Origin of the sequence: Ectopseudomonas alcaliphila (genome assembly GCF_900101755.1) — a bacterium.
Lineage (GTDB): Bacteria > Pseudomonadota > Gammaproteobacteria > Pseudomonadales > Pseudomonadaceae > Aquipseudomonas > Aquipseudomonas alcaliphila.
The window spans coordinates 175978-200910 of the sequence record NZ_FNAE01000003.1 but is presented as its reverse complement, the minus strand read 5'-3'; the positions used below and the strand labels follow the sequence as shown (position 1 = coordinate 200910).

Genomic DNA, 24933 nt, shown 5'->3' with positions numbered 1-24933 from the left:
AACGCGATGGACATCAAAAAGGGCGGGATCAACCCGCCCTTTCTGGATCGATCACAGGCCTCAGGCTGGCTGAGTCTCGGCCAGGAAGAACCAGGTATCGAGTACCGAGTCAGGGTTCAGCGAAACGCTCTCGATGCCCTGCTCCATCAGCCACTTGGCCAGGTCCGGATGGTCCGACGGGCCTTGACCGCAGATACCGATGTACTTGCCAGCCTTGTTGCAGGCGGAGATGGCATTGGCCAGCAGCTTCTTCACCGCAGGATTACGCTCGTCGAACAGATGAGCAACGATGCCGGAGTCACGGTCCAGGCCCAGGGTCAACTGGGTCAGGTCGTTGGAGCCAATGGAGAAACCATCGAAGAACTCGAGGAACTCTTCAGCCAGGATGGCGTTGGACGGCAGCTCGCACATCATGATGACCTTCAGGCCGTCCTGACCGCGGGCCAGGCCATTGCTGGCCAGCAGCTCGACCACTTGCGAGGCCTCACCCAGGGTACGCACGAACGGCACCATGATTTCGACGTTGGTCAGGCCCATCTCGTTGCGCACTTTCTTCAGCGCGCGGCATTCCAGCTCGAAGCAGTCGCGGAAGGATTCGCTGATGTAGCGCGAAGCACCACGGAAGCCCAGCATCGGGTTTTCTTCTTCCGGCTCGTACAGCTTGCCGCCGATCAGGTTGGCGTATTCGTTGGACTTGAAGTCCGACAGACGCACGATGACCTTCTTCGGCCAGAAGGCCGCGGCCAGGGTGCTGATGCCCTCGACCAGCTTCTCGACGTAGAAGTCGACCGGATCACCGTAACCGGCGATGCGTTTCTCGACGCTGTCCTTGATCTCCGGCGGCAGGCTGGAGAAGTTCAGCAGCGCCTTGGGGTGCACGCCGATCATACGGTTGATGATGAACTCCAGGCGGGCCAGACCCACGCCTTCGTTCGGCAGCTGAGCGAAATCGAAAGCGCGATCCGGGTTGCCGACGTTCATCATGATCTTGAACGGCAGATCCGGCATGGCATCGACCGAGTTCTTGCGAATGTCGAAGCCCAGCTCACCCTCGAAGATGAAACCGGTATCGCCCTCGGCGCAGGAGACGGTGACGCCCTGGCCATCTTTCAACACTTGTGTGGCGTTGCCGCAACCGACCACGGCCGGAATGCCCAACTCACGGGCAATGATCGCCGCGTGGCAGGTGCGGCCGCCGCGATTGGTGACGATGGCGCTGGCACGCTTCATCACCGGTTCCCAGTCCGGGTCGGTCATGTCGGAGACCAGCACGTCGCCCGGCTGCACCTTGTCCATCTCGGAGACGTCATGGATCACGCGGACCTTGCCGGCGCCGATGCGCTGGCCAATGGCGCGACCTTCCACCAGCACGGTGCCCTTCTCTTTCAGCAGGTAGCGCTCCATCACGGTGGCGCTGGCGCGGCTTTTGACGGTTTCCGGACGGGCTTGCACGATATACAGCTTGCCGTCGTCACCGTCCTTGGCCCACTCGATGTCCATCGGGCGGCCATAGTGTTTCTCGATGATCAGTGCCTGCTTGGCCAGCTCGCTGACCTCGGCATCGGTGATGCAGAAGCGCGCACGCTCGGCGCGGTCGACTTCCACGGTTTTCACCGAGCGACCAGCCTTGGCTTCGTCGCCGTAGATCATCTTGATCGCCTTGCTGCCCAGGTTGCGGCGCAGGATCGCCGGACGGCCAGCTTCCAGGGTCGGCTTGTGCACGTAGAACTCGTCAGGGTTCACCGCGCCCTGCACCACGGTTTCGCCGAGGCCATAGGCGCCGGTGATGAACACGACGTCACGGAAGCCGGATTCGGTATCCAGGGTGAACATCACACCGGCGGTGCCGGTTTCCGAACGCACCATGCGCTGCACACCGGCAGACAGGGCCACCAGCTTGTGGTCGAAGCCCTGGTGCACGCGGTAAGCGATGGCACGGTCGTTGAACAGGGAAGCGAAGACTTCCTTGGCAGCGCGAATCACGTTGTCCACGCCGCGGATATTGAGGAAGGTTTCCTGCTGACCGGCGAAAGAGGCGTCCGGCAGGTCTTCGGCAGTGGCGGAAGAACGCACGGCCACGGCCATGTTGTCGTTACCGGCACTCATGGTGGCGAAGGCTTCGCGGATCTGCTTGTCCAACTCGGCCGGGAATTCGGCGTCCATCACCCACTGGCGAATCTGCGCGCCGGTCTTGGCCAGGGCGTTGACGTCGTCGACATCGAGGGCGTCAAGCGCTGCATGGATCTGCGCATTCAGGCCGCTTTGCTCGAGAAAATCGCGGTAGGCCTGAGCCGTAGTGGCGAAACCGCCGGGAACCGAGACGCCGGCGCCAGCCAGGTTACTGATCATCTCGCCGAGGGATGCGTTCTTGCCCCCCACATGCTCAACATCGTGATTGCCGAGCTTATCGAGGGAAACTACGTACTCTACCAAGGTGATCTCTCCACTAACGGTGTTGGAAAAGCTCATTGGGCTGCGCAATGTCGAACGACCGAAGTCGCGCGATTGTGGCCTTGCCCTTGTATAAGTAACAATGCCGAACCCGGTGGGCTCGACGCAAAACGCGGCCTATCATAGCCAAGAATCGAACTCAGCTTAAGGCCTTTGGCGCAAATGAAACGAACCGCTTTCTTCATCTCCGACGGCACCGGCATCACGGCCGAAACCTTGGGCCAGAGCCTGCTCGCACAGTTCGAAAACATTCAGTTCACCAAACTGACCCGCCCTTATATCGACAGCATCGAAAAAGCGCGCGCCATGGTACAACAAATCGATGCAGCCGCTGAAAGGGACGGCGCCCGCCCGATCATCTTCGACACCATCGTCAACCGCGATATTCGTGCGATCCTCGATACCGCCAATGGTTTCATGATCGACATCTTTTCCACCTTCCTCTCGCCGCTGGAACAGGAGTTGAGCTCGCACTCCTCCTACTCCGTCGGCAAGTCGCATTCCATTGGCCAGCACTCCAACTACATGGAGCGCATCGAGGCGGTGAACTTCGCCCTCGATAACGACGATGGCGCGCGCACTCACTATTACGACAAGGCCGACCTGATCCTGGTCGGCGTATCGCGCTGCGGCAAGACGCCTACCTGTCTGTACATGGCCATGCAGTACGGCATCCGCGCCGCCAACTACCCGCTGACCGAAGACGACATGGAGCGTCTGCAGCTCCCCGAGTCGCTGAAAAAGCACCGCGACAAGCTGTTCGGCCTGACCATCGACCCGGATCGACTCACTGCAATCCGCCACGAGCGCAAGCCCAACAGCCGCTACGCCAGCTTCGCCCAGTGCGAGTTCGAGGTGCGCGAGGTGGAGGGCCTGTTCCGCCGCGAAAACATCGCCTTCATCAACTCCACGCATTTCTCGGTGGAGGAAATCTCCGCCAAGATCCTGGTGGAAAAAGGTGTTGAAAGGCGCCTCAAATAACCGCCGCAAGCACATGTTTATAAAGGAAAAAGGCTCGAAACTTCGAGCCTTTTCTAATTCAGAGCCTAGAAGCTTTCAGCGGGCACTCGCACCCAGCCTTCCATCAGGATGCGCGCACTGCGGCTCATCACGGCTTTGGTTACCGTCCACTGACCGTCGACCCGCTTGGCCTGGGCGCCGACACGCAAGGTGCCGGATGGATGGCCGAAACGCACCGCCTCGCGCTCGCCGCCGCCAGCGGCCAGGTTGACCAGCGTCCCCGGAATCGCCGCCGCCGTGCCGATGGCCACCGCACAGGTGCCCATCATGGCGTGGTGCAGCTTGCCCATGGACAGCGCACGCACCAACAGATCGATCTCGCCGGCCTTCACGTCCTTGCCGCTGGAGGTGCGGTAGTCCTTGGGCGGGCTGACGAAGGCAATCTTCGGGGTGTGCTGACGTGTCGCAGCCTCCTCGGCCGTTTTGATCAGCCCCATGCGCAGCGCACCGGCGATGCGGATCTGCTCGAAGCGCGCCAGTTGCGCCGGATCGCCATTGATCTCCTCGCGCAGCTCTGTGCCCCGATAGCCGATATCCTCGGCATTGACGAACACGGTCGGGATGCCGGCGGTGATCATGGTCGCCTTGAAGGTATCGATGCCCGGCACTTCGAGATCATCGACCAGATTGCCGGTGGGGAACATCGAACCGCCCTCTTCGCCATCGTCGGACGGGTCGAGGAACTCCAGCACGATCTCCGCCGCCGGAAAGGTCACTCCATCGAGTTCGAAGTCGCCGGTCTCCTGTACCTGGCCATCGGTGACCGGCACATGGGCGATGATGGTTTTCTGGATATTGGCCTGCCAGATGCGCACCACGCAGGTGCCGTTCTCGGGAATACGCGCGGGATCGATCAGGCCGGCATGAATGGCGAAAGCCCCTGCTGCCGTTGAAAGATTGCCGCAGTTACCGCTCCAGTCGACGAAGGCCTTGTCGATGGAGACCTGGCCGTAGAGGTAATCGACGTCGTGTTCCGGCTGACTGCTTTTCGACAGAATCACGCACTTGGAGGTGCTCGACGTGGCGCCGCCCATGCCGTCGATATGCGCCGAATAGGGGTCGGGGCTGCCGATCACGCGCATGAACAGCGTATCGCGCGCCGCGCCCGGCACCTGGCAGCGCTCGGGCAGATCCTGTAGGCGGAAGAACACGCCCTTGCTGGTGCCGCCACGGATATAGGTGGCGGGGATTTTCACTTGCGGCAGATGAGCCATGGCTGCAGTCCTGAAAAGTAGCCCGGATGCAATCCGGGAATGATGGTGCAGGTTCTCCCCGGACTTCATCCGGGCTACTGGTTTTTCATAGGAGCGAGCTCTGCTCGCGAACAGCCTCGCAACGAAGCTTCATTCGCGAGCAGAGCTCGCTCCCACAGAAGTCGTACCGGCCCGTTTGCGGGCCGGTCGTTACATCACGCCACCGCGCCTTCGAGGAAGTCCTTGGCGAAGCGCTGCAGTACGCCGCCGGCCTTGTACACGCTGACATCGGCAGCGGTATCCAGGCGGCAGGTCACCGGCACGCGCAGCACTTCGCCATCGCGGCGATTGACCACCAGGGTCAGGTCGCAGCGCGGCGAGATATCGCCTTCGACGTCATAGGTCTCGGTGCCGTCCAGGCCCAGAGTCAGGCGCGTGGTGCCCGGCTTGAACTCCACCGGCAGCACGCCCATGCCCACCAGGTTGGTACGGTGAATGCGCTCGAAGCCCTCGGCGACGATCACCTCCACACCCGCCAGACGCACGCCCTTGGCCGCCCAGTCGCGGGACGAGCCCTGACCGTAGTCGGCACCGGCGACGATGATCAGGTTCTGCTTGCGGTTCATGTAGGTCTCGATGGCTTCCCACATGCGCATCACTTTCCCTTCCGGCTCGACGCGGGCCAGCGAACCCTTCTTCACCTGCCCGTCGACCACGGCCATTTCGTTGACCAGCTGCGGGTTGGCGAAGGTGGCGCGCTGCGCGGTGAGGTGGTCGCCACGGTGGGTGGCGTAGGAGTTGAAGTCCTCTTCCGGCAGGCCCATCTTCGCCAGGTACTCACCGGCGGCCGAGTCCGCCAGAATGGCGTTGGACGGCGACAGGTGATCGGTGGTGATGTTGTCCGGCAGGATCGCCAGCGGACGCATGCCCTTGAGCGTGCGTTCCCCGGCCAGGGCGCCTTCCCAGTACGGCGGGCGACGGATGTAGGTGGACATCGGGCGCCAGTCGTACAGCGGGCTCTCGGCCTCTTGCACGCTGCCCAGGTCGAACATCGGAATGTAGATCTGCTTGAACTGCTCGGGCTTCACGCTGGAGGCGACGATGGCGTCGATCTCCTCGTCGCTCGGCCAGAGGTCCTTGAGGGTGACCGGATTGCCAGCAGTGTCCAAACCCAGCACATCCTGCTCGATATCGAAGCGTACGGTGCCGGCAATCGCATAGGCAACCACCAGCGGCGGCGAAGCCAGGAAGGCCTGCTTGGCGTAAGGATGGATGCGCCCGTCGAAGTTGCGGTTACCCGAGAGCACGGCGGTGGCGTACAGGTCACGGTCGATGATCTCTTTCTGGATCACCGGATCGAGCGCGCCGGACATGCCGTTACAGGTGGTGCAGGCGTAGGCGACGATGCCGAAACCGAGCTTCTCCAGCTCTGGCAGCAGACCAGCCTCTTGCAGATACAGCTTGGCGACTTTCGAACCTGGAGCGAATGACGTCTTCACCCAGGGCTTGCGCACCAGGCCCAGCGCGTTGGCCTTCTTCGCCACCAGACCAGCAGCGATGACGTTGCGCGGGTTGGAGGTATTGGTGCAGCTGGTGATGGCGGCAATGATCACCGCGCCATCGGGCATCAGCCCCTGAGCTTCTTCACCCTTGCCAGCTTGCAGCTTGGCTTCGTCAGCGATGCCACGCTCGGCCAGCGCCGAGGTCGGCAGGCGGCGATGCGGGTTGCTTGGCCCAGCCATGTTGCGCACCACACTGCCCAGATCGAAGCGCAACACACGCTCGTACTCGGCGGTTTTCAGCGCGTCGCTCCACAGGCCCAGGGTCTTGGCGTAGTGCTCCACCAGTGCCACCTGTTCCGGCTCGCGACCGGTGAGCTTGAGGTAGTCGATGGTCTGGCCGTCGATATAGAACATCGAGGCGGTGGCGCCGTATTCCGGGCACATGTTGGAGATGGTCGCGCGATCACCGATGGACAGGCTGTCCGCCCCCTCACCGAAGAACTCGACCCACGCACCCACCACCCTTTCCTTGCGCAGGAACTCGGTGATAGCCAGAACGATGTCGGTGGCGGTGATGCCGGGCTGGCGCTTACCAGTCAGCTCGACGCCGACGATATCGGGCAAGCGCATCATCGACGGATGGCCAAGCATCACCGTTTCGGCCTCCAGGCCGCCGACGCCGATGGCGATGACGCCCAGGGCGTCGACGTGCGGCGTGTGCGAGTCGGTACCGACGCAGGTGTCGGGGAAGGCGATGCCGCCACGCGCCTGGATCACCGGGCTCATCTTCTCCAGGTTGATCTGGTGCATGATGCCGTTGCCGGCCGGGATCACGTCGACATTCTTGAACGCGGTCTTGGTCCAGTCGATGAAGTGAAAGCGATCCTCGTTGCGGCGATCCTCGATGGCGCGGTTCTTCTCGAAGGCGTCCGGATCGAAGCCCGGCGCCTCGACGGCCAGGGAGTGGTCGACGATCAACTGGGTCGGCACCACCGGGTTGACCTTGGACGGATCACCACCCTGCTCGGCGATGGCGTCGCGCAGGCCAGCCAGGTCGACCAGCGCGGTCTGGCCGAGAATATCGTGGCAGACCACGCGCGCCGGGTACCAGGGAAAATCCAGGTCGCGCTTGCGGTACACCAGCTGTTCCAGCGCGGCGCTCAGCTCTTGCGGCTCGCAACGGCGCACCAGTTGCTCGGCGAGCACCCGCGAGGTGTAGGGCAGCTTGTCCCAGGCGCCGGCCTGGATCGCCTCGACTGCCTCGCGGGCGTCGAAGTAATCCAGCGCGGTGCCAGGCAGGCGCTTGCGGTATTGGCTATTCACGGTGTCATTCATGGTTATTTACGGTCCTTGAGCGGCACGAACTTCAGGTCTTCGGGGCCTGTGTAGTTGGCGCTCGGCCGGATGATCTTGCCGTCGATGCGTTGCTCGATGACGTGGGCGGACCAGCCGGCAGTGCGGGCGATGACGAACAGCGGGGTGAACATGGCGGTGGGCACACCCATCATGTGGTAGCTCACGGCGCTGAACCAGTCGAGGTTGGGGAACATCTTCTTGATGTCCCACATGACGCTCTCCAGGCGCTCGGCGATGTCATACATCTTGGTGTTGCCCTGCTCCACGGACAGCTCGCGCGCCACTTCCTTGATCACCTTGTTGCGCGGGTCGCTGACGGTATAGACCGGGTGACCGAAACCGATCACCACTTCCTTGCGCCCTACCCGCTCGCGGATGTCGGCTTCGGCCTCGTCCGGGCTGTCGTAGCGCTTCTGCACCTCGAAGGCCACTTCGTTGGCACCGCCGTGTTTCGGGCCACGCAGGGCGCCGATGGCGCCGGCTATGCAGGAGAACAGGTCGGAGCCGGTGCCGGCGATCACCCGCGAGGTGAAGGTCGAGGCATTGAACTCGTGCTCGGCATACAGGTTCAGCGAAGTGTGCATGGCGCGCACCCAGGACTCGCGCGGCTTCTCGCCATGCAGCAGGTGCAGGAAATGGCCGCCGATGGAATCGTCATCGGTATCCACGTCGATGCGCTTGCCGTTATGGCTGTAGTGATACCAGTACAGCAGCGCGGAACCGAGAGACGCCATCAGCTTGTCGGCGATATCGCGGGCGCCCGGGTGGTTGTGGTCATCCTTCTCCGGTGCCAGGCAACCGAGCACGGACACCGCAGTGCGCATCACGTCCATCGGGTGCGCCGAAGGCGGCAGGGTTTCCAACGCGGCCTTGACCCCGGCCGGCAGGCCGCGCAGAGCCTTGAGCTTGGCCTTGTAGCCGGCCAGCTCGGCAGCGTTGGGCAGCTTGCCGTGCACCAGCAGGTAGGCGATTTCCTCGAACTCGCAGCGGTTGGCAAAATCGAGCACGTCATAGCCGCGGTAGTGCAGGTCATTACCGGTGCGGCCAACGGTGCACAGTGCCGTGTTGCCGGCGGCGGTACCGCTCAGGGCGACGGATTTCTTCGGCTTGAAGCCAGGGGTGGTTTCAGTCGAGCTCATGGTCATCTCCTTATCTCTTGTTCTAGGTGCATGGCCCGGTGGCAATCCGGCAACCATGCCAACCAATCCCCGGATTGCATCCGGGCTACAGCCTTATTTCTTGCTGGCGGCGAACAGCGCATCGAGCTTCTGCTCGAAGGCGTGATAGCCGATGCGGTCATACAGCTCGACACGGGTTTGCATCAGCTCGATCACATCCTTCTGGTGGCCGTTCTGGCGAATCGAGGTGTAGACACTTTCCGCCGCCTTGTTCGCCGCGCGGAAGGCCGACAACGGGTAGAGCTGGATGGCCACACCGACCGAGGCCAGTTCGTCACGGGTGAACAGCGGCGTAGCGCCGAATTCAGTGATGTTGGCCAGAATCGGTACGTTCAACGCGTCGACGAAACGCTTGTAGGTCGGCAGGTCATAAGCGGCTTCGGCGAAGATCGCATCGGCGCCTGCCTCGACGTAGCGCTGGCAACGTTCGATGGCGGCGTCGACGCCTTCAGCCTGAATCGCATCGGTGCGGGCGATCAGGAAGAAATCCGGGGCGGTCTTGGCATCGGCAGCAGCCTTCACGCGGTCGACCATCTCCTCGCAGGAGACGATCTCCTTGCCCGGACGGTGACCGCAGCGCTTGGCGCCGACCTGATCTTCGATGTGCGCGGCGGCGGCGCCGGCCTTGATCAGGTTCTTGATGGTGCGTTCGATGTTGAAGGCGCTGGGGCCGAAGCCGGTGTCGATATCCACCAGCAGCGGCAGATCGCAGACGTCGGTGATACGACGCACGTCGGTGAGCACGTCATCCAGCGTGTTGATGCCCAGGTCCGGCAGGCCCAGCGAGCCGGCCGCCACACCGCCGCCGGACAGATAGATGGCGCGGAAACCCGCGCGCTTGGCCAGCAGTGCATGGTTGGCGTTGATCGCACCGATCACCTGCAGCGGCTTCTCTTCGGCGAGGGCCTGGCGGAAACGCTGGCCGGCGGAAAGCTGGGTCATGAATCACCTCGGGTCTTGGATGAAGGGGTGAGCGCTTCCTTGTAGTGGCGCTCGATATTGCGCTTGGAGGCGCCGATGTGGCGGCGCATCAGCAATTCGGCCAGTTCGCCGTCACGATCAGCGATGGCATCGAGAATGCGGTGGTGCTCGGCGAAGGCCTGATGAGGCCGATTGGGCGTGGCGGAGAACTGCAGGCGATACATGCGCACCAGCTGGTACAGCTCGTCGCACAGCAGCTTGGCCAGAGTGCGATTGCCGCTGCCCTGGATGATCCGGTAGTGGAAGTCGAAATCGCCTTCCTGCTGGTAATAACCGACACCGGCCTTGAAGGCGGCATCCTGCTCATGCAATTCCAGCACCCGGCGCAGTTCGTTGATCTCGTGCTGGGTCATGCGTTCGGCGGCCAGGCGACAGGCCATGCCTTCGAGCGATTCGCGAATCTCGTACAGCTCGACCAACTCGGCATGGCTGAGCGACACCACCCGCGCGCCCACATGCGGCACGCGCACCAGCAGCTTCTGCCCTTCCAGGCGATGGATTGCCTCGCGCAACGGCCCTCGACTGATGCCATAGGTGCGCGCCAACTCAGGCTCGGAGATCTTGCTCCCCGGGGCGATCTCGCCCTTGACGATGGCAGCCTGGATCAGACGGAAGACGTGCTCGGAAAGTGTTTCCGAATCCACCTGCGGCGCTGTAGACACATCTGATTCGAGCAGCATGATTGTCAACACCAATAGCTTTTCATGGCGATAAAACTACGCCATGAAGGCTAATTCGTCAAAGCAGACCAAAGTATTGTCGACAATATTTCCAGCTTACCCGCTCAGGCAAGCCGCGACCCTACTTGCAGAAAGCTACATAAGCGTCTGTCAGCACGGAAAATCCCCATGTTAGAATCCGCCCGTTCATGCCCGGCCATCGCCTTTTGCCATGCCTGCTAGACTTCACGGCAGATAGTTACATGGCAGGATGCCTGCCAGATGCTGCCCTCCACTTCGCCCCTGGCAATACCTTCTCAAGGACACATGAGACTGAAACCCTTCTCTTTGCTGATCTGCCTGCTGACCTTGTCCTGCCCGGCTCTGGCCATGGGCAAGTCAATCTACGGCCTGAACGAATATATCCAGTTAGAAGAACTGGACCTGCAGGTCGCCGCCAAACTCGATACCGGCGCCAAAACCGCGTCCTTGAGCGCGCGTGATATCAAACGCTTCAAGCGTGACGGCGAAACCTGGGTGCGTTTCGTGCTGGCCATCGACGATGCCCACGAGCGCACCATCGAGCGTCCGTTGGCGCGTATCAGCAAGATCAAACGCCGTGCTGGCGACTTCGATCCCGATGAAGGCAAGACCTACACGGCACGCCCGGTAATCGACCTTGAATTGTGCATGGGCAAGACCCTGCGCACGATCGAAGTGAACTTGACCGACCGAAGCGCATTCCAATACCCGCTTCTGATCGGCTCCGAAGCGCTCAAGCACTTCGAAGCCATGGTCGATCCAAGCCTTAAATATGCAGCCGGCAAACCCGACTGCACCGATGACGCAACCCCTGGCGAGTAATTCCCATGCGCTCTCTGAACCTGCATCTGAAAGTCCTGATCACCCTGCTGGTGGCCCTGGGCGTTCTGATTACGGCATACCAAATCTTCATTCTCGGCATTCCGGTGACCGAGGACGAGACCGACGATCTGTGGAACATCGACGCCAAGGTCGAATTCCAGGCGACGCCGCGTGAGCCGGTGAAGCTGCAGATGTTCGTGCCGCCGCTGAACCAGGATTACGTGAGCCTCAACGAGAGCTTCATCTCCAACAACTACGGTGTCAGCGTCAACCGTGTCGACGGCAACCGCCGCGTCACCTGGTCGGCCCGTCGCGCCAACGGCAAACAGACCCTCTATTACCGCCTGGTACTGACCAAGCGTTACAGCGGCGAGCAGACGCCTGCAAAAGGCCCGATCTTCCGCGACAGCATCCCGGTCGAAGGCCCTGAGAAGATAGCGGCCGAAGCCCTGCTGGCGCCGATTCGCCAGCACTCGGCGGATGTCGAAACCTTCATCAGCGAGACCATCAAGCGCGTCAACAATGCCAATGACGACAACGTCAAACTGCTGCTGGGTGGCGACGCCTCCACCGCCAACAAGGCCAAGGTCGTCGATCTGCTGCTGTCCATCGCCCACGTGCCGATGGAGCGCGTACACACCATTCGTCTGCAGGCCGAGGTCGCTCAGTCACCGGAGCTGTGGCTGCGCAGCTTCAATGGTCAGAAATGGCTGTACTTCAACCCCGAATCCGGTGAGCAGGGCCTGCCGGACGATCGCCTGGTCTGGTGGATCGGCGATGGCGACCTGGTCAGCCTCGAAGGTGGCCGCCAGGCGCAAGTCAGCTTCAGCCTGAACAACAGCGAGATGAACGCCATCCGCCTGGCCAAGCTGACCGACGAGAATACCGACGCCAGCTTCCTCGAATATTCGCTGTACGGCCTGCCGCTGCAGACCCAGCAGACCTTCATGATCATGGTGATGATCCCGATTGGCGTACTGGTCATCCTGATCCTGCGCAACCTCGGCGGCCTGCAGACTCTGGGTACCTTTACCCCGGTGCTGATCGCCCTCGCCTTCCGCGAAACCCAGCTGGGCTTCGGCATCTTCCTGTTCACCGTGATCACTGCGCTCGGTCTGTCGCTACGTTCCTACCTGGAACATCTGAAGCTGCAGATGCTGCCGCGCCTGTCGGTAGTGCTGACCTTCGTCGTGGTACTGATCGCCACCATCAGCCTGTTCAGTCACAAGCTGGGCCTGGAACGCGGCCTGTCCGTTGCGCTGTTCCCGATGGTGATTCTGACCATGACCATCGAGCGCCTGTCGATCACCTGGGAAGAGCGTGGCGGCAGCCATGCGTTCAAGGTCGCGATCGGCACCCTGTTCGCCGCCACCATCGCGCACCTGCTGATGAGCGTGCCGGAGCTGATCTACTTCGTGTTCACCTTCCCGGCGATCCTGCTGATCCTGGTCGGTTTCATGCTGGCGATGGGTCGTTACCGCGGCTACCGCCTGACCGAACTGTTCCGTTTCAAAGCCTTCCTCAAGGACTAAGACCATGTTCGGCCTGATCAAGACGTGGAAGGCCCTTGAAGCCAAAGGCATCATGGGCATCAACCGACGCAATGCGGATTACGTGCTGAAGTACAACAAACGGCACCTGTACCCGATCGTCGACGACAAGATCATCACCAAGGAGCGGGCCATTGAGGCCGGCATCGATGTGCCGGAGATGTACGGCATCATCGAAACCGAGAAGGAAATCGACAAGCTCGACGAGATCATCGCCGGGCGCAACGACTTCGTCATCAAGCCGGCACAGGGCGCCGGCGGTGACGGCATCATGGTCATCGCGGATCGCTTCGAAGATCGTTTCAAGACGGTTTCCGGCAAGATCGTCAGCCACGAGGAGCTGGAGCAGCAGATTTCCAGCATTCTCTCCGGCCTGTACTCGCTTGGCGGTCACCGCGACCGCGCGCTGATCGAATACCGCGTCACCCCGGACACCATCTTCAAGAGCATCAGCTACGAAGGCGTGCCGGACATCCGCATCATTGTGCTGATGGGCTACCCGGTGATGGCCATGCTGCGTCTGCCCACGCGGCAGTCCAACGGCAAGGCCAACCTGCACCAGGGCGCCATCGGCGTGGGTGTGGATCTGGCTACCGGTGTCACCCTGCGCGGCACCTGGCTGAACAACAAGATCAGCAAGCACCCGGACACCACCAATGCGGTGGACGGCGTGCAACTGCCGAACTGGGATGGCTTCATGAAGCTGGCCGCCGGCTGCTACGAGCTGTGCGGCCTGGGCTACATCGGCGTGGACATGGTGCTGGATCAGGACAAGGGGCCGTTGATTCTCGAGCTCAATGCCCGCCCCGGCCTGAACATCCAGATCGCCAATGACTGCGGCCTGACCCATCGCGCCCATGCCGTCGAAGCCCGTCTGGAAGAACTGAAAGCCAAGGGCATTCAGGAAGACGCCGAACAGCGCGTGCGTTTCTCCCAGGAGCTGTTCGGTCACATCGTCGGCAAGGAAGCCTGACCAGCGAGCGTCGTAAGGTGCCGCCAGATCGTCCAGATCCGCGGCACCTTACGACTCGCTCAATGCGCTGTCGCCAGCTCGAACACCCTTCAGTTACCTGCCCTCCTCACGCCTCGCTCAGCAGTCCCAAGCTCTTGCCTTTGAGTACGGCCTGAGTGCGACTGCGTACGCCCAACCTGGAAAACAGGTTATGCAGGTGCCACTTGATAGTAGCCTCAGACAAGTGCACCGCCTCGGCGATATCGCGATTCGACAACCCTGCTGCCACGAGCCGCAGTATCTCCCGCTCGCGATGGCTGACCCCCTGATTTTCCTCGAGACTGTCAGGATCGATGGCCAACCTGCGGCACTGCTCGCGAAGCATTTCGGCAACGCCCTGCCAGACAGCGGCGCGCTTGGGCTCGGCGCGACTCCAGGCATTCCAGAGCGGCAGCAGCCACAATGCATCGTCCTGAAACAGGCGGCGATAGCCGCATTGCCAGGCCTCTTCGAGTGTCGCCTGCAACAGCGCGAAGGCTTTTTCGCTGTTACCTTTGCTCCAGTAAGCCACTGACAGCAACAGGCTCAGGTGCAGACGCCGATCACGCTGGTGGTCCGCCCCCTGCTTGGCCAGGCACTCCTCCAGGCTGGCCTGGGCTATTTCCACCCGCTGCTCGCTCAGTGCCAGGCGCGCCTGGCTCAGCGCCCGCGCCGTATGCGCATCGCCATAGCGCTCGATAGGAAGTGCAGCCAGATGGCGCTCCAACTGCAGAAAAATACGCTGCGCCTCATTGGGCCTGCGTAGCCACAGCAGGAACTGCACCTTGCACCCCATGGCGATAGCGAATACCCGCTCGTAACCCGGCCCCTGCAGATCGCTCAACCACTCGTCGAGCTCTTCCAGCCCCTGCTCCCCCGCACCGGCGAAGAAGCGCGCACGCGCCATGACCAGCTTGCCGCGGCTGATCAACTCCACCGGCGTGGCGACATCGCGCCAGGTGGTGGCCAGCGGCAGCTCGGCGAGAATCGCACCGTGGCGATCCTGTTCGTAAAGCAGATCGGCATAGGCCAGCCCGAGCGGACCACCAACCCGGCTGCGCCGCCCAAACACCTGCTCGACCCTGACCCGCGCGGCCTCGGCCAGGGAGCGGCCACGCTCCAGCTCACCGTATTCCTTGCAGATCAGCGCCTCGATCAGGCTGGCCATCACGTGCAGGTATTCACTCTCGCACTGGCGCAGACTTTCCCGCGCCACGGCAATCGCCTTGGCCGCCTCACCGAATTCACCGAGCAAGGCAAACGCCGCTGCCTGCACGCAGGCCAGGCTGGCGCGAAAAACCGGCTGGTTCTTGGGTACCAGCGCCAGCCAGTGGCCGGCGACCTTGAGGCAGGCGTCGAGTTTATCCTGATAAAGCAACACCAGTGCCTTGAGCACCTGAGCGGCAGCCAGCAGCTCGATCAGGCCGAAATGTATGCCCTTGCCGCGCCCTTGCGTCAGGCGCGTGCTGACCTCCTCGATCAAAGCCTCGGATTCGGCGAACTTCTGTTCGAAAGCCAACTGCCAGGCATAGAAGATCTGGAACACCGGCTGCTCGGTGATCACCAGCGGTGGGATGTCCTTGAGAATGGCGAGGATGCCGTAGACCCGGTTACCGGCAATCAGACGCGCGCCCTGGCGCTCCAACAGCTCAGCGGCGAAACCGTAGTCGCGAGCGCGCAAGGCGTACTTGATCGACTTGTCGGCTAGATCGTGGCTTTCGCACCAGCGCGCAGCGGCGTGCAGCAGATGAGCCGGGTCGCCGCGCCTGGCCAAGCGCCCCTGAAGGAACTCGGCGAACAGGTGGTGATAACGGAACCATTCGCCCTGCTCGTCCAGCGCGATCACGAACAGTTGCTCGCCCTGCAGCCGTTGCAGCATGTCTCGCCCGTCACGGCGCCCGGTCAGCGCGTTGCACAAGTCAGCGTTGAACTCGTCGAGCACCGAGGTCTGGTCGAGAAACAGCTGCACGGCTTCCGGCAGGCTGGCCACCACGTCCTCAGCCAGATAATCGGCGATGTTGCGTTCGGCGCCTGACAGCCCGGCGAGAAAACCCGCGCGGTCCCGCTGGCGCGGCAAGGCCAGAGCCGCCAGGTGCAACGCGGTGATCCAGCCTTCCGTGCGCGCATACAGCTGATTGAGCTCACTTTCTTCAAGTGCGAGGCGTTTGATGTTGCGCAGATATGCCGCCGTTTCCGCGCGCGTCAGCCGCAAGTCCTCGGCCTTGAGCCAGAACGCCCAGGCACCGAGCGATGGCGACTCATCGAGAAAACGCGGTTGATATCGGGTGCTGACCACCAGGCGCACCTGCTTGGGCAAGCGCTCGACCAGATAACGCGCCCCCTGGTCGAGGGATGGATGGCGTATACGGTGAAAGTCGTCGAGCATCAGATAGAGCGCTTGCGGCAGGCCTTTGAGGTCGTCGAGAAGCGCATCGATCACCGCCTCCAGCGGCCAACTGATCTCGCCCTGCAGCAGCGCCGTGGCGCTACTGCCGAAGCCGGGACAGACAGCGGCAACTGCCGCAATCAGATACTGCAGAAACCTCGCCGGTTCGCTGTCGCTTTCATCGCACGACAGCCAGGCGACCCGCGCCCCCTGTCCCTGCAAACGGCTACGCAGCTGGCTGAGGACCGTGCTCTTGCCAAAACCGGCGGGGGCACTGAGCACGATCAGACGCTGCTCGCTGGCGTCCAGTAAGCGCTCGAGCAAGGCCGAGCGCTCCAGCAACGGAGCACCCTCGGCATGGGCGGGATACAGCTTGGTCCGCAACAGCGGGGCCGCGGCTTGGCAGGACGGATTCTGGCTGTTCATGATTCGAGTAGGCTCAGTTCGCGGGCACGGCGGATGGCTTGGGTACGATTTCGCACCTTGAGCTTTTCGTAGATGTTGTGCAGGTGCCATTTGACGGTACCCAGAGCGAGCGCCAACTGCTGGCCGATCTCTTCATTGGACATGCCCTTGGCGGCCAGGCAGACCACTTCACGCTCGCGCTCGGTCAGCCCCTCCTCCAGCACGTCCGGGGTGTGATGCGATTCCTGACCAGGCCAGGCGCTCAACAGACTGCGGATGAACGCCTGCAGCGCCGGTTGACGCTCGGCGGATTCCAACTGCTGCAGCAACTGGCGTATGGCCTCGCCTTCCTCGATGAACAGGCTGCGCGCCTCTTCCCGCTCGGCGCCTATCAGGCACTGCACCAGCAGGCTCTGCGCACGCTCCCGGTAGCCCAGACGCTGGTAGCTCAGCGCGGCGAGCAGATCCAGACGCAGCTGGTGCAGCCCATGCCTGCCCTCCTGCAACTGGCCGCGCAACTGGGTGATCTCATGCAGCGCTTCGCTGTAATTGCCACGCGCCTGCTGCAGGCGAACGCGGGTCAGACCGAGTACCCATGGCACCGGATTGAAACTGAACTGCGTGTAATGCCCCGCCAGCTTGCTCCAGTCCACCGACTTCAGGCGCTGCTCTGCGCGCTTGCTGCGGTCGGCCAAGGGCTCCTGCAGAATCAGCGCAATCTCCTCACCCACCGCTTGTACGTAGAAGCGCCAGGAGTGGTTGCGCGCCGCCAGGTTCTGCATCAGCACCAGGGTCGCGAGCGCGTCTTTGGGAGCGCCCTGCTGGCGCTGAACCCGCGCCAGGCACAGCATCGCCTGGGCATACAGGTCGATTGGATTGATCACATCGACCGTGGCCAAGGCCCAGCGCAGCCGATCCTGCAGACCGTCCAGACGGCCCTGGTGATAGGCGATCAGCGACTCGCTGATGGTGGGCAGAACCAGGGCGCGGGACTTTTTACCGAACCAGGGCATCATCCGCGCGCGCAGCTGCTCGAACAGCAGTTGCGCCTGCTTTACCCGTCCTTGCTCCAGGCACAGGAGCACTTCCACGTTGGCCAACTGCATGTCCAGATAACGGCCTTCGAGGAAATGGTTGCGCTGTTGCGCCAACGCCAGCAACTTGCGCGCCTGCTCGGCCTGGCCAAGCATGACGTAGGCCAGGGCGCCGACGGTGAGGATCGCCACTTCGAGAAACGCGGTGTGCTGCCCCAGTTGCGCCTCGATACGCCGCGCCAGCTCGACGCAGGTATCCAGGTCATCCTTCTGCAAGGCGATTACCGCCTTGATCGCCAGGGTGGCCAGCACCTTGTCACTCAATGGCCCGCTCGTGCGCGACTCAGCCCAGCGCTCCAGCAGCTCATCGAGCATGCGGTTGGCCTCGTTCAGGCCCAGCTCGGCCGCACGGGTCCAGACATCAGCGAGCACCAGCACCGGAAAACGCGCAGCGATATCGTCCGGTACGTGCTGGCGCCATTTGTAGATGAGGTTGAGCTGACCGCGGTTGATCAGCTCCAGCCCACAGCCGTCGAGCAGCGCGGCGAGCATCTCGGCATCTTCGGCCAGGCAGGCGTGCTCAATGGCCAGGTTCTGCATATGGTGATTGGTGAACCACAGGCTGGCATTGAAATGCAGCTGCTTGAAGCGCTCCGGATCGCGGTCCTTGAGACGGCTGCGGAGAAACTCGGCGAACAGGTTATGGAAGCGATACCACTGGCGCTCGCGATCCATGGGCAGGAGAAACAGTTGCATGGCCTCCAGCTCTTCCAGCAGTTGCTGGCCGTCCTGTCGCGCGGTCAGCGCATTGGCCAGCTCGCCACTGAGCTGCTGCGCCACCCCGAGCGCCAATAGCTGTTCCTGGCGCTCGACTGGCAACTGCTCGAATACCGAGCGCAGCAAGTAATCGCCTACCACGTGCTTGTCAGCGCCCAACTCGGCCATGCGCTCAGTGGGTTGCGGGTGGTTGCGCAGCCACAGGCTGGCCAGATGCACCCCCACCATCCAGCCCTCGGTATGACGGTAAAGCGCGCCGAACTCCTCGGGATCGAGCTGCAAGCCGCTGCGCTCCAGGTAACCGCGCGTCTCTTCAGGATTGAGCCTGAGCTCATCGCTGCCGAGCTCCAGTGACAACCCCTTGGCCCGTAAAGTGGCGAGACTCAGGGCGGGCTGCGATCGACTGCCGATAGCCAGGGTGAAACTCGGTGGCGCCAGCTTGACCAGGCGATTGAGTGCGGCGAGCAGTTCGCCGTCCTGGATCAAATGCAGGTCGTCGAGCACCAGCAGCAGCGGTTCCGAACGCTGCGACAGATCCACCAGCAGGCTTTCCATGACGGCCTCGACCGGCACGCGCATGGTATTGCGCAGGTAGCCCAGAGCGTCGTCACCCAGGCCGGGCAGTGCACGACCCAATGCTTCGATCAGTTGCTGGAAGAAACGTACCGGCTCATCATCAACAGAGCCGAGCGATAGCCAAGCAATAGCGCTGCCGGCCTGGCGACGCTGCTCGACCAGCATCGCCAAGGCGGTGGTCTTGCCAAAGCCGGCGGGAGCGCAAAACAGCACGAGGCGAGCATGAGGATTGGCCGACAGTGCGGCTTCCACCTGGGGTCTTGGCAAATAGTCCGCAGATGCCTGAGGCGGCGACAGCTTTGAACGCAACAGGCTTCCAGCGGCTGGACCTATGACTACATCCATGGCCTGGATCCCTTCATTCGTTATTGTTTTGGTACGGCGGTTCAACGTCCTGGCACGACTCAATACTAATCAGCTAAGCGCACCTGAGTAAACCTGGCAGAAGCTCTAGGATGAATATTAGCGGCGGACTACAATCGCCCTTTCAACCCTTTCGACTGCCACGCATGCCCAGCTGCTCTCTGCACCTTCTTCCCTACCGCACAGACCCCAGCGACTACTTCCAGCGCATTCGCCAGGCCCCTGGTGCCGTATTGCTGGATGCAGGACGACCGAGTGCCAAGCGTGGACGCTATGACCTTATGAGCGCCTGGCCATTGGCACAACTGGCGCCAACCACCGACGAATCGGCCAACGACTTCCTGCAGCGCCTACGAGGCGCACTGCAGAGCCTGGGGCCCGCCGAGGCACCAGCGCAGCAGGAGCTGCCATTCATCGGCGGTTTGATCGGCTACCTGTCTTATGACTTCGGCCGCCGCCTGGAAGCTCTTCCCGAGCAGAGCGTCGATGATCTCGATCTCGCGGATGCTCGTTTCGGTCTCTACGCCTGGGCGCTGATCAGCGATCACCAGCTCGGCACCAGCGCCCTGCTGTTTCACCCGGCGCTGCCGGAGGCAGAGCGTCAGCGCCTGCAAGCGCTGTTCGAAGCACCGTACAGCGAGGAACTCGAGCCCTTCCAACTGACCCAGCCATTCCAGGCCGGTATCGACCAGCACCGCTATCGCCAGGCGATCGAACGCATTCAAGGCTATATCCTCGCCGGCGATTGTTATCAGGTGAACTTCGCCCAGCGCTTTCAGGCGTCCTGCGCGGGCGATCCCTGGACTGCGTACCAGGCACTGCGCCAGGCCTGCCCCACGCCTTTCTCGGGGTTCCAGAGCCTGGGAGATGGCGATGCCATCCTCAGCCTGTCGCCCGAACGCTTTCTCAAGGTCAGCAACGGTCAGGTGGAAACCCGTCCGATAAAGGGCACTCGGCGCCGCGGCCATGACGCCGACGATGACCAGGTGCAGGCGCAAGAGCTGCTGGCGAGCCGCAAGGACCGCGCCGAGAACCTGATGATCGTCGACCTGCTGCGCAACGATCTCGGCCGCAGCTGCCGCATCGGCTCGGTCAAGGTACCGGAGCTGTTCGCCCTGGAGAGCTATCCCAACGTGCATCATCTGGTCAGTTGCGTGACCGCCGAGCTGGCTCCCGGCAAGGATGCATTGGACCTGATCGCCTGCAGTTTCCCTGGCGGCTCCATCACCGGCGCACCGAAGATCCGCGCCATGCAGATCATCGATGAACTGGAGCCGACGCGGCGCGGGCTCTACTGCGGCTCGCTGCTGTATCTCGATGTACGCGGCGAAATGGACAGCTCGATCGCCATCCGCAGCCTGCTGGTCAAGGGTGGCAAAGTCAGCTGCTGGGGCGGTGGTGGGATCGTCGCCGATTCCCACTGGCAAGCCGAGTATCAGGAGTCCATCACCAAGGTGAACTTGCTGCTTCAGACACTGGAGCGTCTGCCGGGAACAACCGGGTAAGCGATCAAAACGAAAAACGCCGCGAAATCGCGGCGTTTTCATGCGTCGCCCTTACAGGCTCAGCTTGCGGTTCGAGGCCTTGAGGAACTCTTGCTTGAGCGCTTCGAAGGTGTGCACCGCCGGGAACTGCGGAAACTCGCGAATCACGTTTTCAGGCGCATGAAAGAGGATGCCGGCATGGGCTTCGCTGAGCATCGTGGTGTCGTTATACGAGTCGCCTGCCGCGATCACCCGGTAGTACAGACTCTTGAAGGCGATGACCGACTGACGCTTGGGGTCCTTCTGGCGCAGCTGGTAGCTGACCACGCGGTCGTTGTCGTCGGTGATCAGGCGGTGGCACAGCAGGGTCGGGAAACCGAGCTGACGCATCAGCGGTTGGGAGAACTCGTAGAAGGTGTCGGAGAGAATCACCACCTGGAAACGCTCACGCAGCCAGTCGACGAATTCCACCGCGCCATCGAGCGGCTTCAGCGTGGCAATCACGTCCTGGATGTCCTTCAGCTTCAGGCCGTGCTCATCGAGAATGCGCAGGCGCTGCTGCATCAGCACGTCGTAATCGGGAATGTCACGGGTGGTCGCCTTGAGCGACTCGATGCCGGTTTTTTCCGCAAAGGCGATCCAGATTTCCGGGACCAGTACGCCTTCCAGGTCGAGACACGCGATTTCCACAGGCCACTCCTCGGTTGAGCCAAAAAGGAGCCGGCACTCTAGCCGCTGGGCCTGCCCCACGCAATCGGGCCTTCTTATAACAATAAGAAAGGACAATAACAGCCTTAGTTATTTAGCAGCATAACCGGCCTTTGCTACCATCGCGCCCTCACGCACACGATCTGGAGTCCTCAGCATGGAACTCGACCTGGACACGCTCAATGCCGAACTCGGCAACCAGCCTGAAAAACTGGTTCAGTGGGCCATCGGACTGGGCAAACCCGCCATTTGCACCACCAACTTCCGCCCGTTCGAAGCGGTGATCCTGCACATGGTCAGCCAGGTCAAACCGGATATCCCGGTGGTCTGGATGGACAGCGGTTACAACACCGACGCCACTTATCGTTTCGCCGATGAAGTGGCGCGCAAGCTAAACCTCAACCTGATCACCTACCTGCCCAAGCGCTCACGCGCGCACCGCGAAGCCATCGACGGCCCGGTGCCAGGCCTGGATGATCCGCGTCATGCCGCGTTCACCGAGGAAGTGAAGCTCGAGCCCTTCGCCCGCGCCCTGCGCGAGACCGCACCGAGCGTCTGGTTCACCGCCCTGCGCGCGACCGACACCGCCGTACGCGCGCAAATGGACCCGATCAGCATCAACCCGGATGGCCTGATCAAGGTCGCCCCGCTGCTGCACTGGTCCTCCAAGGACCTCTACCAGTACCTGGTCGCCCACGACCTGCCGAACGAGTTCGATTACTTCGACCCGACCAAGGGTGAAGACAATCGCGAGTGCGGCCTGCACCTGAGTCACTGATCTGCGGTGGCCACAACGAAACATGGCGCCCTTGGGCGCCATGTTTCGTTTCCATGCTGCTTCAGTGCATCGGTAGCTCGACGCCCTGGAACAGCTCTTCGAGTTCGGACTTGTTGTGGCACTGCACTGCCTTGGCCAGCATCTCGCGGGTCAGGTGCGGGGCAAAACGCTCGATGAAGTCGCACATGAAGCCGCGCAGGAAGGTGCCACGACGAAAACCGATCTTGGTCACGCTGGGCTCGAACAGGTCATCGGCGTCGAGCACCACCAGATCCGGATCGAGCTTGGCGTCGACCGCCATCTTGGCCACGATGCCGACGCCCAGGTTCAGGCGCACGTAGGTCTTGATCACGTCGGCGTCGGCTGCGGTGAACACCACCTTGGGCGTCAGGCCACGGTGGCTGAAAGCTTCGTCCAGCTTCGAACGCCCGGTGAAGCCGAATACGTAGGTGACGATGGGGTGTTCGGCCAGGGCTTCGAGGGTCAGCTTCGGCAGCTTGGTCAAGGGATGTCCTTGTGGCACCACCACACAGCGGTTCCAGCGGTAGCAGGGCATCATGATCAGGTCGTTGAACAGCTCCAGGCCTTCGGTGGCGATGGCGAAATCGACACTACCGTCGGCGGCCATCTCGGCGATCTGCGTCGGCGTGCCCTGGTGCATGTGCAGCGACACGTCCGGATACTGCTTGATGAAGGCACTGATCACCGGAGGCAGGGCATAGCGTGCCTGGGTGTGGGTGGTGGCGATGGAAAGCGTGCCCTTCTTCTCGTTGGAGAATTCCTGGGCGATCTGCTTGATGCTTTCGACCTTGCGCAGAATCTCGCCGGCCGTGGTGATGATGCGCTCCCCGGCTGGGGTAACGCGGGTCAGGTGCTTACCGCTGCGGGCGAAGACTTCCACGCCCAGCTCATCCTCGAGCAAGCGAATCTGCTTGCTGATCCCTGGTTGCGAGGTGTACAGGCTCTGAGCGGTAGCCGATACGTTGAGGTCGTGGTGCGCGACTTCCCAGATGTAGCGCAATTGCTGAAGCTTCATAGATTTCCCTCAGAGCAGTAAGGCAGGCCAACAACTGCCAATGCCGTATATAACCATATTATTGGTTTAATCAAACATCCTAGAACGTTTTATTAGCCCCCTTTTACAAATCCCCGTGTCCACGGTGTTGCAGCATGGGCACCAGATACACCGGCGCCTCCGACAACTGCACGATACGTGCTGCGGTGCGTCCCAGCGGCACGGCCAGGTCCGCACCGTGGCTGTGACTGCCTACGACCAGCAGATCCACCCCAAGTTTCTGCGCCTCCTCAAGAATCACCGCAGGCGGATCCCCCTGAAGCACCCGCACGGCACGAATCAACTGAAGATCCTGCTGACCATCACCCAGTTCATCGCGAAAGCCCTCGAGCACACGCTGCTCGATACTGGCCATGACCGTGCTCAGCCCATTGCGTCGGAGCTCCCCGAGGGTTTCCTCATCCAGATAGGTCTGCAACACGGACTCGGCGAACAAGCCCATGGGTTCAACGGCGTGCACCACATACAGATCGGCCTTGAAGCTGCGGCTCATGGCGAGGGCGTGCTGCAGCACATAGGAGGCATAAAGCCCCAGATCGGTGGCATAGAGTATCGAGCGGATCACACGGCCTCCTCGACTGCTGGCGCAGGCCCTTGATTGAGCTTAGCAGCGCATCAGACAAAGCAAGATCGGCAGCGTTATTTAGGACGAATGGCTATATGCAGGCGCTTGGACGCCTGCGCAGGCTCAGACTCAGGGCAGTAACTCGTTGCTGACGCCATGGGGTACATGACCGGTCGCGACCACCTGGCGAGCCTTTTCGCAGTGCCCGGTCTGGTCATCGAAGAACACATCGGCGGCGAAGGCTTCGAGTACCGCCGACTTGTCCAGCCCGCCGAGGAAGAAGGATTCATCCAGGCGAATGCTCCACTCACGCAGGGTGCGGATCACGCGCTCATGTGCAGGCGCCGAACGGGCTGTAACCAACGCCGTACGGATCGGGCAGTCTGCTTCGGGAAATTCTTGCTGCAGCGCATGCAAGGCGGCGAGAAACGGCTTGAACGGGCCGCCCGGCAAGGCCTGCCGAGCAGATTCGCGTTCGTGATCCTGAAAGGCGTTGAGGCCGCCACTCTGGTAAACGCGCTCGGAGTCATCGGAAAACAGTACGGCATCGCCATCGAAGGCGATACGCAGCTCGTTGCTGTTCGCTCGCCGCGCGCCACCGGAAAGCAGCGTCGCCGCCCCAAAACCGGCTTTCAGTGCGTTGCGCACATCGTCGGCGTGGGTAGACAGAAACAGATGGCAGCCAAAGGCCGCCAGATAAGGATCAGGGCTACGACCGCCGACGAAAGCGGCGCGAGAAATGCCGAGCCCGTAGTGCTGGATCGAGTTGAACGCACGCAACCCGGTATCGGCACTGTTGCGCGACACCAGGATGACTTCCACGCGCTGCTCGCTGAGCCGCGTATTCAGGCCAAGCAGCTTCTCCACCAGCGGGAAGGCATCGCCCGGCATCAGCACTTCGTCTTCGTGTTCGATCTGATAGCGGCGATAGGCCTCGACCCCTTCGCTTTCATAGATCTGGTGGCTCTCGCTCAGATCGAACAGCGCTCGCGAGGAAATCGCCAGCACCAGTTTGTCCCCCAGTCCCTTACCCATGC

Annotated in this window: 19 protein-coding genes; 7 read left to right on the top strand and 12 right to left on the bottom strand. The window is 62.0% G+C overall.

Annotated elements, in window-relative coordinates:
- Positions 1-60 precede the first annotated feature (60 nt).
- A complete protein-coding gene (gene ppsA, locus BLR77_RS12590; RefSeq protein WP_074678905.1) occupies positions 61-2433 on the bottom strand; it encodes a phosphoenolpyruvate synthase in 2373 nt (790 codons plus the stop codon).
- On the opposite strand from ppsA, the gene BLR77_RS25935 reads away from it, so the two are divergent.
- Both BLR77_RS25935 and ppsR read left to right on the top strand, forming a co-directional pair.
- Positions 2380-2577, top strand: coding sequence for a hypothetical protein (locus tag BLR77_RS25935; RefSeq protein ID WP_139202968.1), 198 nt, complete (start codon positions 2380-2382; stop codon positions 2575-2577). The genes ppsA and BLR77_RS25935 overlap by 54 nt on opposite strands.
- A gap of 36 nt (positions 2578-2613) precedes the next feature.
- Positions 2614-3432, top strand: a complete 819-nt coding sequence (gene ppsR / locus BLR77_RS12585) for a posphoenolpyruvate synthetase regulatory kinase/phosphorylase PpsR (RefSeq protein ID WP_074678249.1) — start codon at positions 2614-2616, stop codon at positions 3430-3432.
- Positions 3433-3497: 65 nt separating this feature from the next.
- Here ppsR and prpF read toward each other — a convergent pair whose 3' ends face one another.
- From prpF to BLR77_RS12560, 5 genes are all read right to left on the bottom strand, one after another.
- Positions 3498-4685 (bottom strand): 2-methylaconitate cis-trans isomerase PrpF, encoded by a 1188-nt coding sequence (prpF, locus tag BLR77_RS12580; RefSeq protein ID WP_074678247.1) that lies wholly within the window; start codon positions 4683-4685, stop codon positions 3498-3500.
- Between the two features lie 194 nt (positions 4686-4879).
- Complete coding sequence (gene acnD, locus BLR77_RS12575) at positions 4880-7489, bottom strand: Fe/S-dependent 2-methylisocitrate dehydratase AcnD (RefSeq protein WP_162275014.1); 2610 nt, start codon at positions 7487-7489, stop codon at positions 4880-4882.
- 14 nt (positions 7490-7503) lie between these two features.
- Positions 7504-8661, bottom strand: a complete 1158-nt coding sequence (gene prpC, locus BLR77_RS12570; protein ID WP_074678243.1) for a bifunctional 2-methylcitrate synthase/citrate synthase — start codon at positions 8659-8661, stop codon at positions 7504-7506.
- A 93-nt stretch (positions 8662-8754) separates the two neighbouring features.
- Complete coding sequence (gene prpB / locus BLR77_RS12565; RefSeq protein WP_074678241.1) at positions 8755-9642, bottom strand: methylisocitrate lyase; 888 nt, start codon at positions 9640-9642, stop codon at positions 8755-8757.
- Positions 9639-10361: a GntR family transcriptional regulator gene (locus BLR77_RS12560; RefSeq protein ID WP_074678239.1), complete on the bottom strand. Its 723-nt coding sequence runs from the start codon at positions 10359-10361 to the stop codon at positions 9639-9641. Before BLR77_RS12560 ends, prpB begins: the two co-directional genes overlap by 4 nt.
- A gap of 306 nt (positions 10362-10667) precedes the next feature.
- Here BLR77_RS12560 and rloA point away from each other — a divergent pair, with 306 nt between their 5' ends.
- Genes rloA through BLR77_RS12545 form a run of 3 tightly spaced genes read left to right on the top strand, consistent with a single transcriptional unit; the run spans position 10668 to position 13727 of the window.
- The gene (rloA, locus tag BLR77_RS12555; RefSeq protein WP_074678237.1) at positions 10668-11204 is read left to right on the top strand and encodes a retropepsin-like aspartic peptidase RloA; all 537 of its coding nucleotides are present in this window, start codon (positions 10668-10670) and stop codon (positions 11202-11204) included.
- A 5-nt stretch (positions 11205-11209) separates the two neighbouring features.
- Positions 11210-12736: an osmotic stress tolerance membrane protein RloB gene (gene rloB / locus BLR77_RS12550; RefSeq protein WP_074678235.1), complete on the top strand. Its 1527-nt coding sequence runs from the start codon at positions 11210-11212 to the stop codon at positions 12734-12736.
- A gap of 4 nt (positions 12737-12740) precedes the next feature.
- Positions 12741-13727, top strand: coding sequence for an alpha-L-glutamate ligase-like protein (locus tag BLR77_RS12545; protein ID WP_074678233.1), 987 nt, complete (start codon positions 12741-12743; stop codon positions 13725-13727).
- A 106-nt stretch (positions 13728-13833) separates the two neighbouring features.
- Here the strand turns inward: BLR77_RS12545 and BLR77_RS12540 are convergent, their stop codons facing one another.
- Together BLR77_RS12540 and BLR77_RS12535 are read right to left on the bottom strand one after the other, a co-directional pair.
- Positions 13834-16557 carry a helix-turn-helix transcriptional regulator gene (locus tag BLR77_RS12540; protein ID WP_074678231.1) on the bottom strand — a complete coding sequence of 908 codons (2724 nt, stop codon included), beginning with the start codon at positions 16555-16557 and terminating at the stop codon, positions 13834-13836.
- Positions 16554-19268 carry a winged helix-turn-helix domain-containing protein gene (locus BLR77_RS12535; RefSeq protein ID WP_238380568.1) on the bottom strand — a complete coding sequence of 905 codons (2715 nt, stop codon included), beginning with the start codon at positions 19266-19268 and terminating at the stop codon, positions 16554-16556. The genes BLR77_RS12540 and BLR77_RS12535 overlap by 4 nt, the downstream gene beginning before the upstream one ends.
- A gap of 164 nt (positions 19269-19432) precedes the next feature.
- Here BLR77_RS12535 and pabB point away from each other — a divergent pair, with 164 nt between their 5' ends.
- Positions 19433-20791 (top strand): aminodeoxychorismate synthase component I, encoded by a 1359-nt coding sequence (gene pabB, locus BLR77_RS12530; RefSeq protein ID WP_074678229.1) that lies wholly within the window; start codon positions 19433-19435, stop codon positions 20789-20791.
- Positions 20792-20842: 51 nt separating this feature from the next.
- Here the strand turns inward: pabB and thrH are convergent, their stop codons facing one another.
- Complete coding sequence (gene thrH, locus BLR77_RS12525; RefSeq protein WP_074678227.1) at positions 20843-21460, bottom strand: bifunctional phosphoserine phosphatase/homoserine phosphotransferase ThrH; 618 nt, start codon at positions 21458-21460, stop codon at positions 20843-20845.
- Positions 21461-21635: 175 nt separating this feature from the next.
- Here thrH and BLR77_RS12520 point away from each other — a divergent pair, with 175 nt between their 5' ends.
- Complete coding sequence (locus BLR77_RS12520) at positions 21636-22256, top strand: phosphoadenosine phosphosulfate reductase domain-containing protein (RefSeq protein WP_074678225.1); 621 nt, start codon at positions 21636-21638, stop codon at positions 22254-22256.
- Positions 22257-22317: 61 nt separating this feature from the next.
- On the opposite strand, the gene cysB is transcribed toward BLR77_RS12520, so the two are convergent.
- The 3 genes from cysB to BLR77_RS12505 all read right to left on the bottom strand — a co-directional run bounded on the left by cysB (position 22318) and on the right by BLR77_RS12505 (position 24931).
- Complete coding sequence (gene cysB, locus BLR77_RS12515; RefSeq protein WP_074678223.1) at positions 22318-23292, bottom strand: HTH-type transcriptional regulator CysB; 975 nt, start codon at positions 23290-23292, stop codon at positions 22318-22320.
- A gap of 103 nt (positions 23293-23395) precedes the next feature.
- Positions 23396-23896, bottom strand: a complete 501-nt coding sequence (locus BLR77_RS12510) for a universal stress protein (RefSeq protein ID WP_074678221.1) — start codon at positions 23894-23896, stop codon at positions 23396-23398.
- A gap of 129 nt (positions 23897-24025) precedes the next feature.
- Positions 24026-24931 (bottom strand): 5'-nucleotidase, encoded by a 906-nt coding sequence (locus tag BLR77_RS12505; protein WP_074678219.1) that lies wholly within the window; start codon positions 24929-24931, stop codon positions 24026-24028.
- Positions 24932-24933 lie beyond the last annotated feature (2 nt).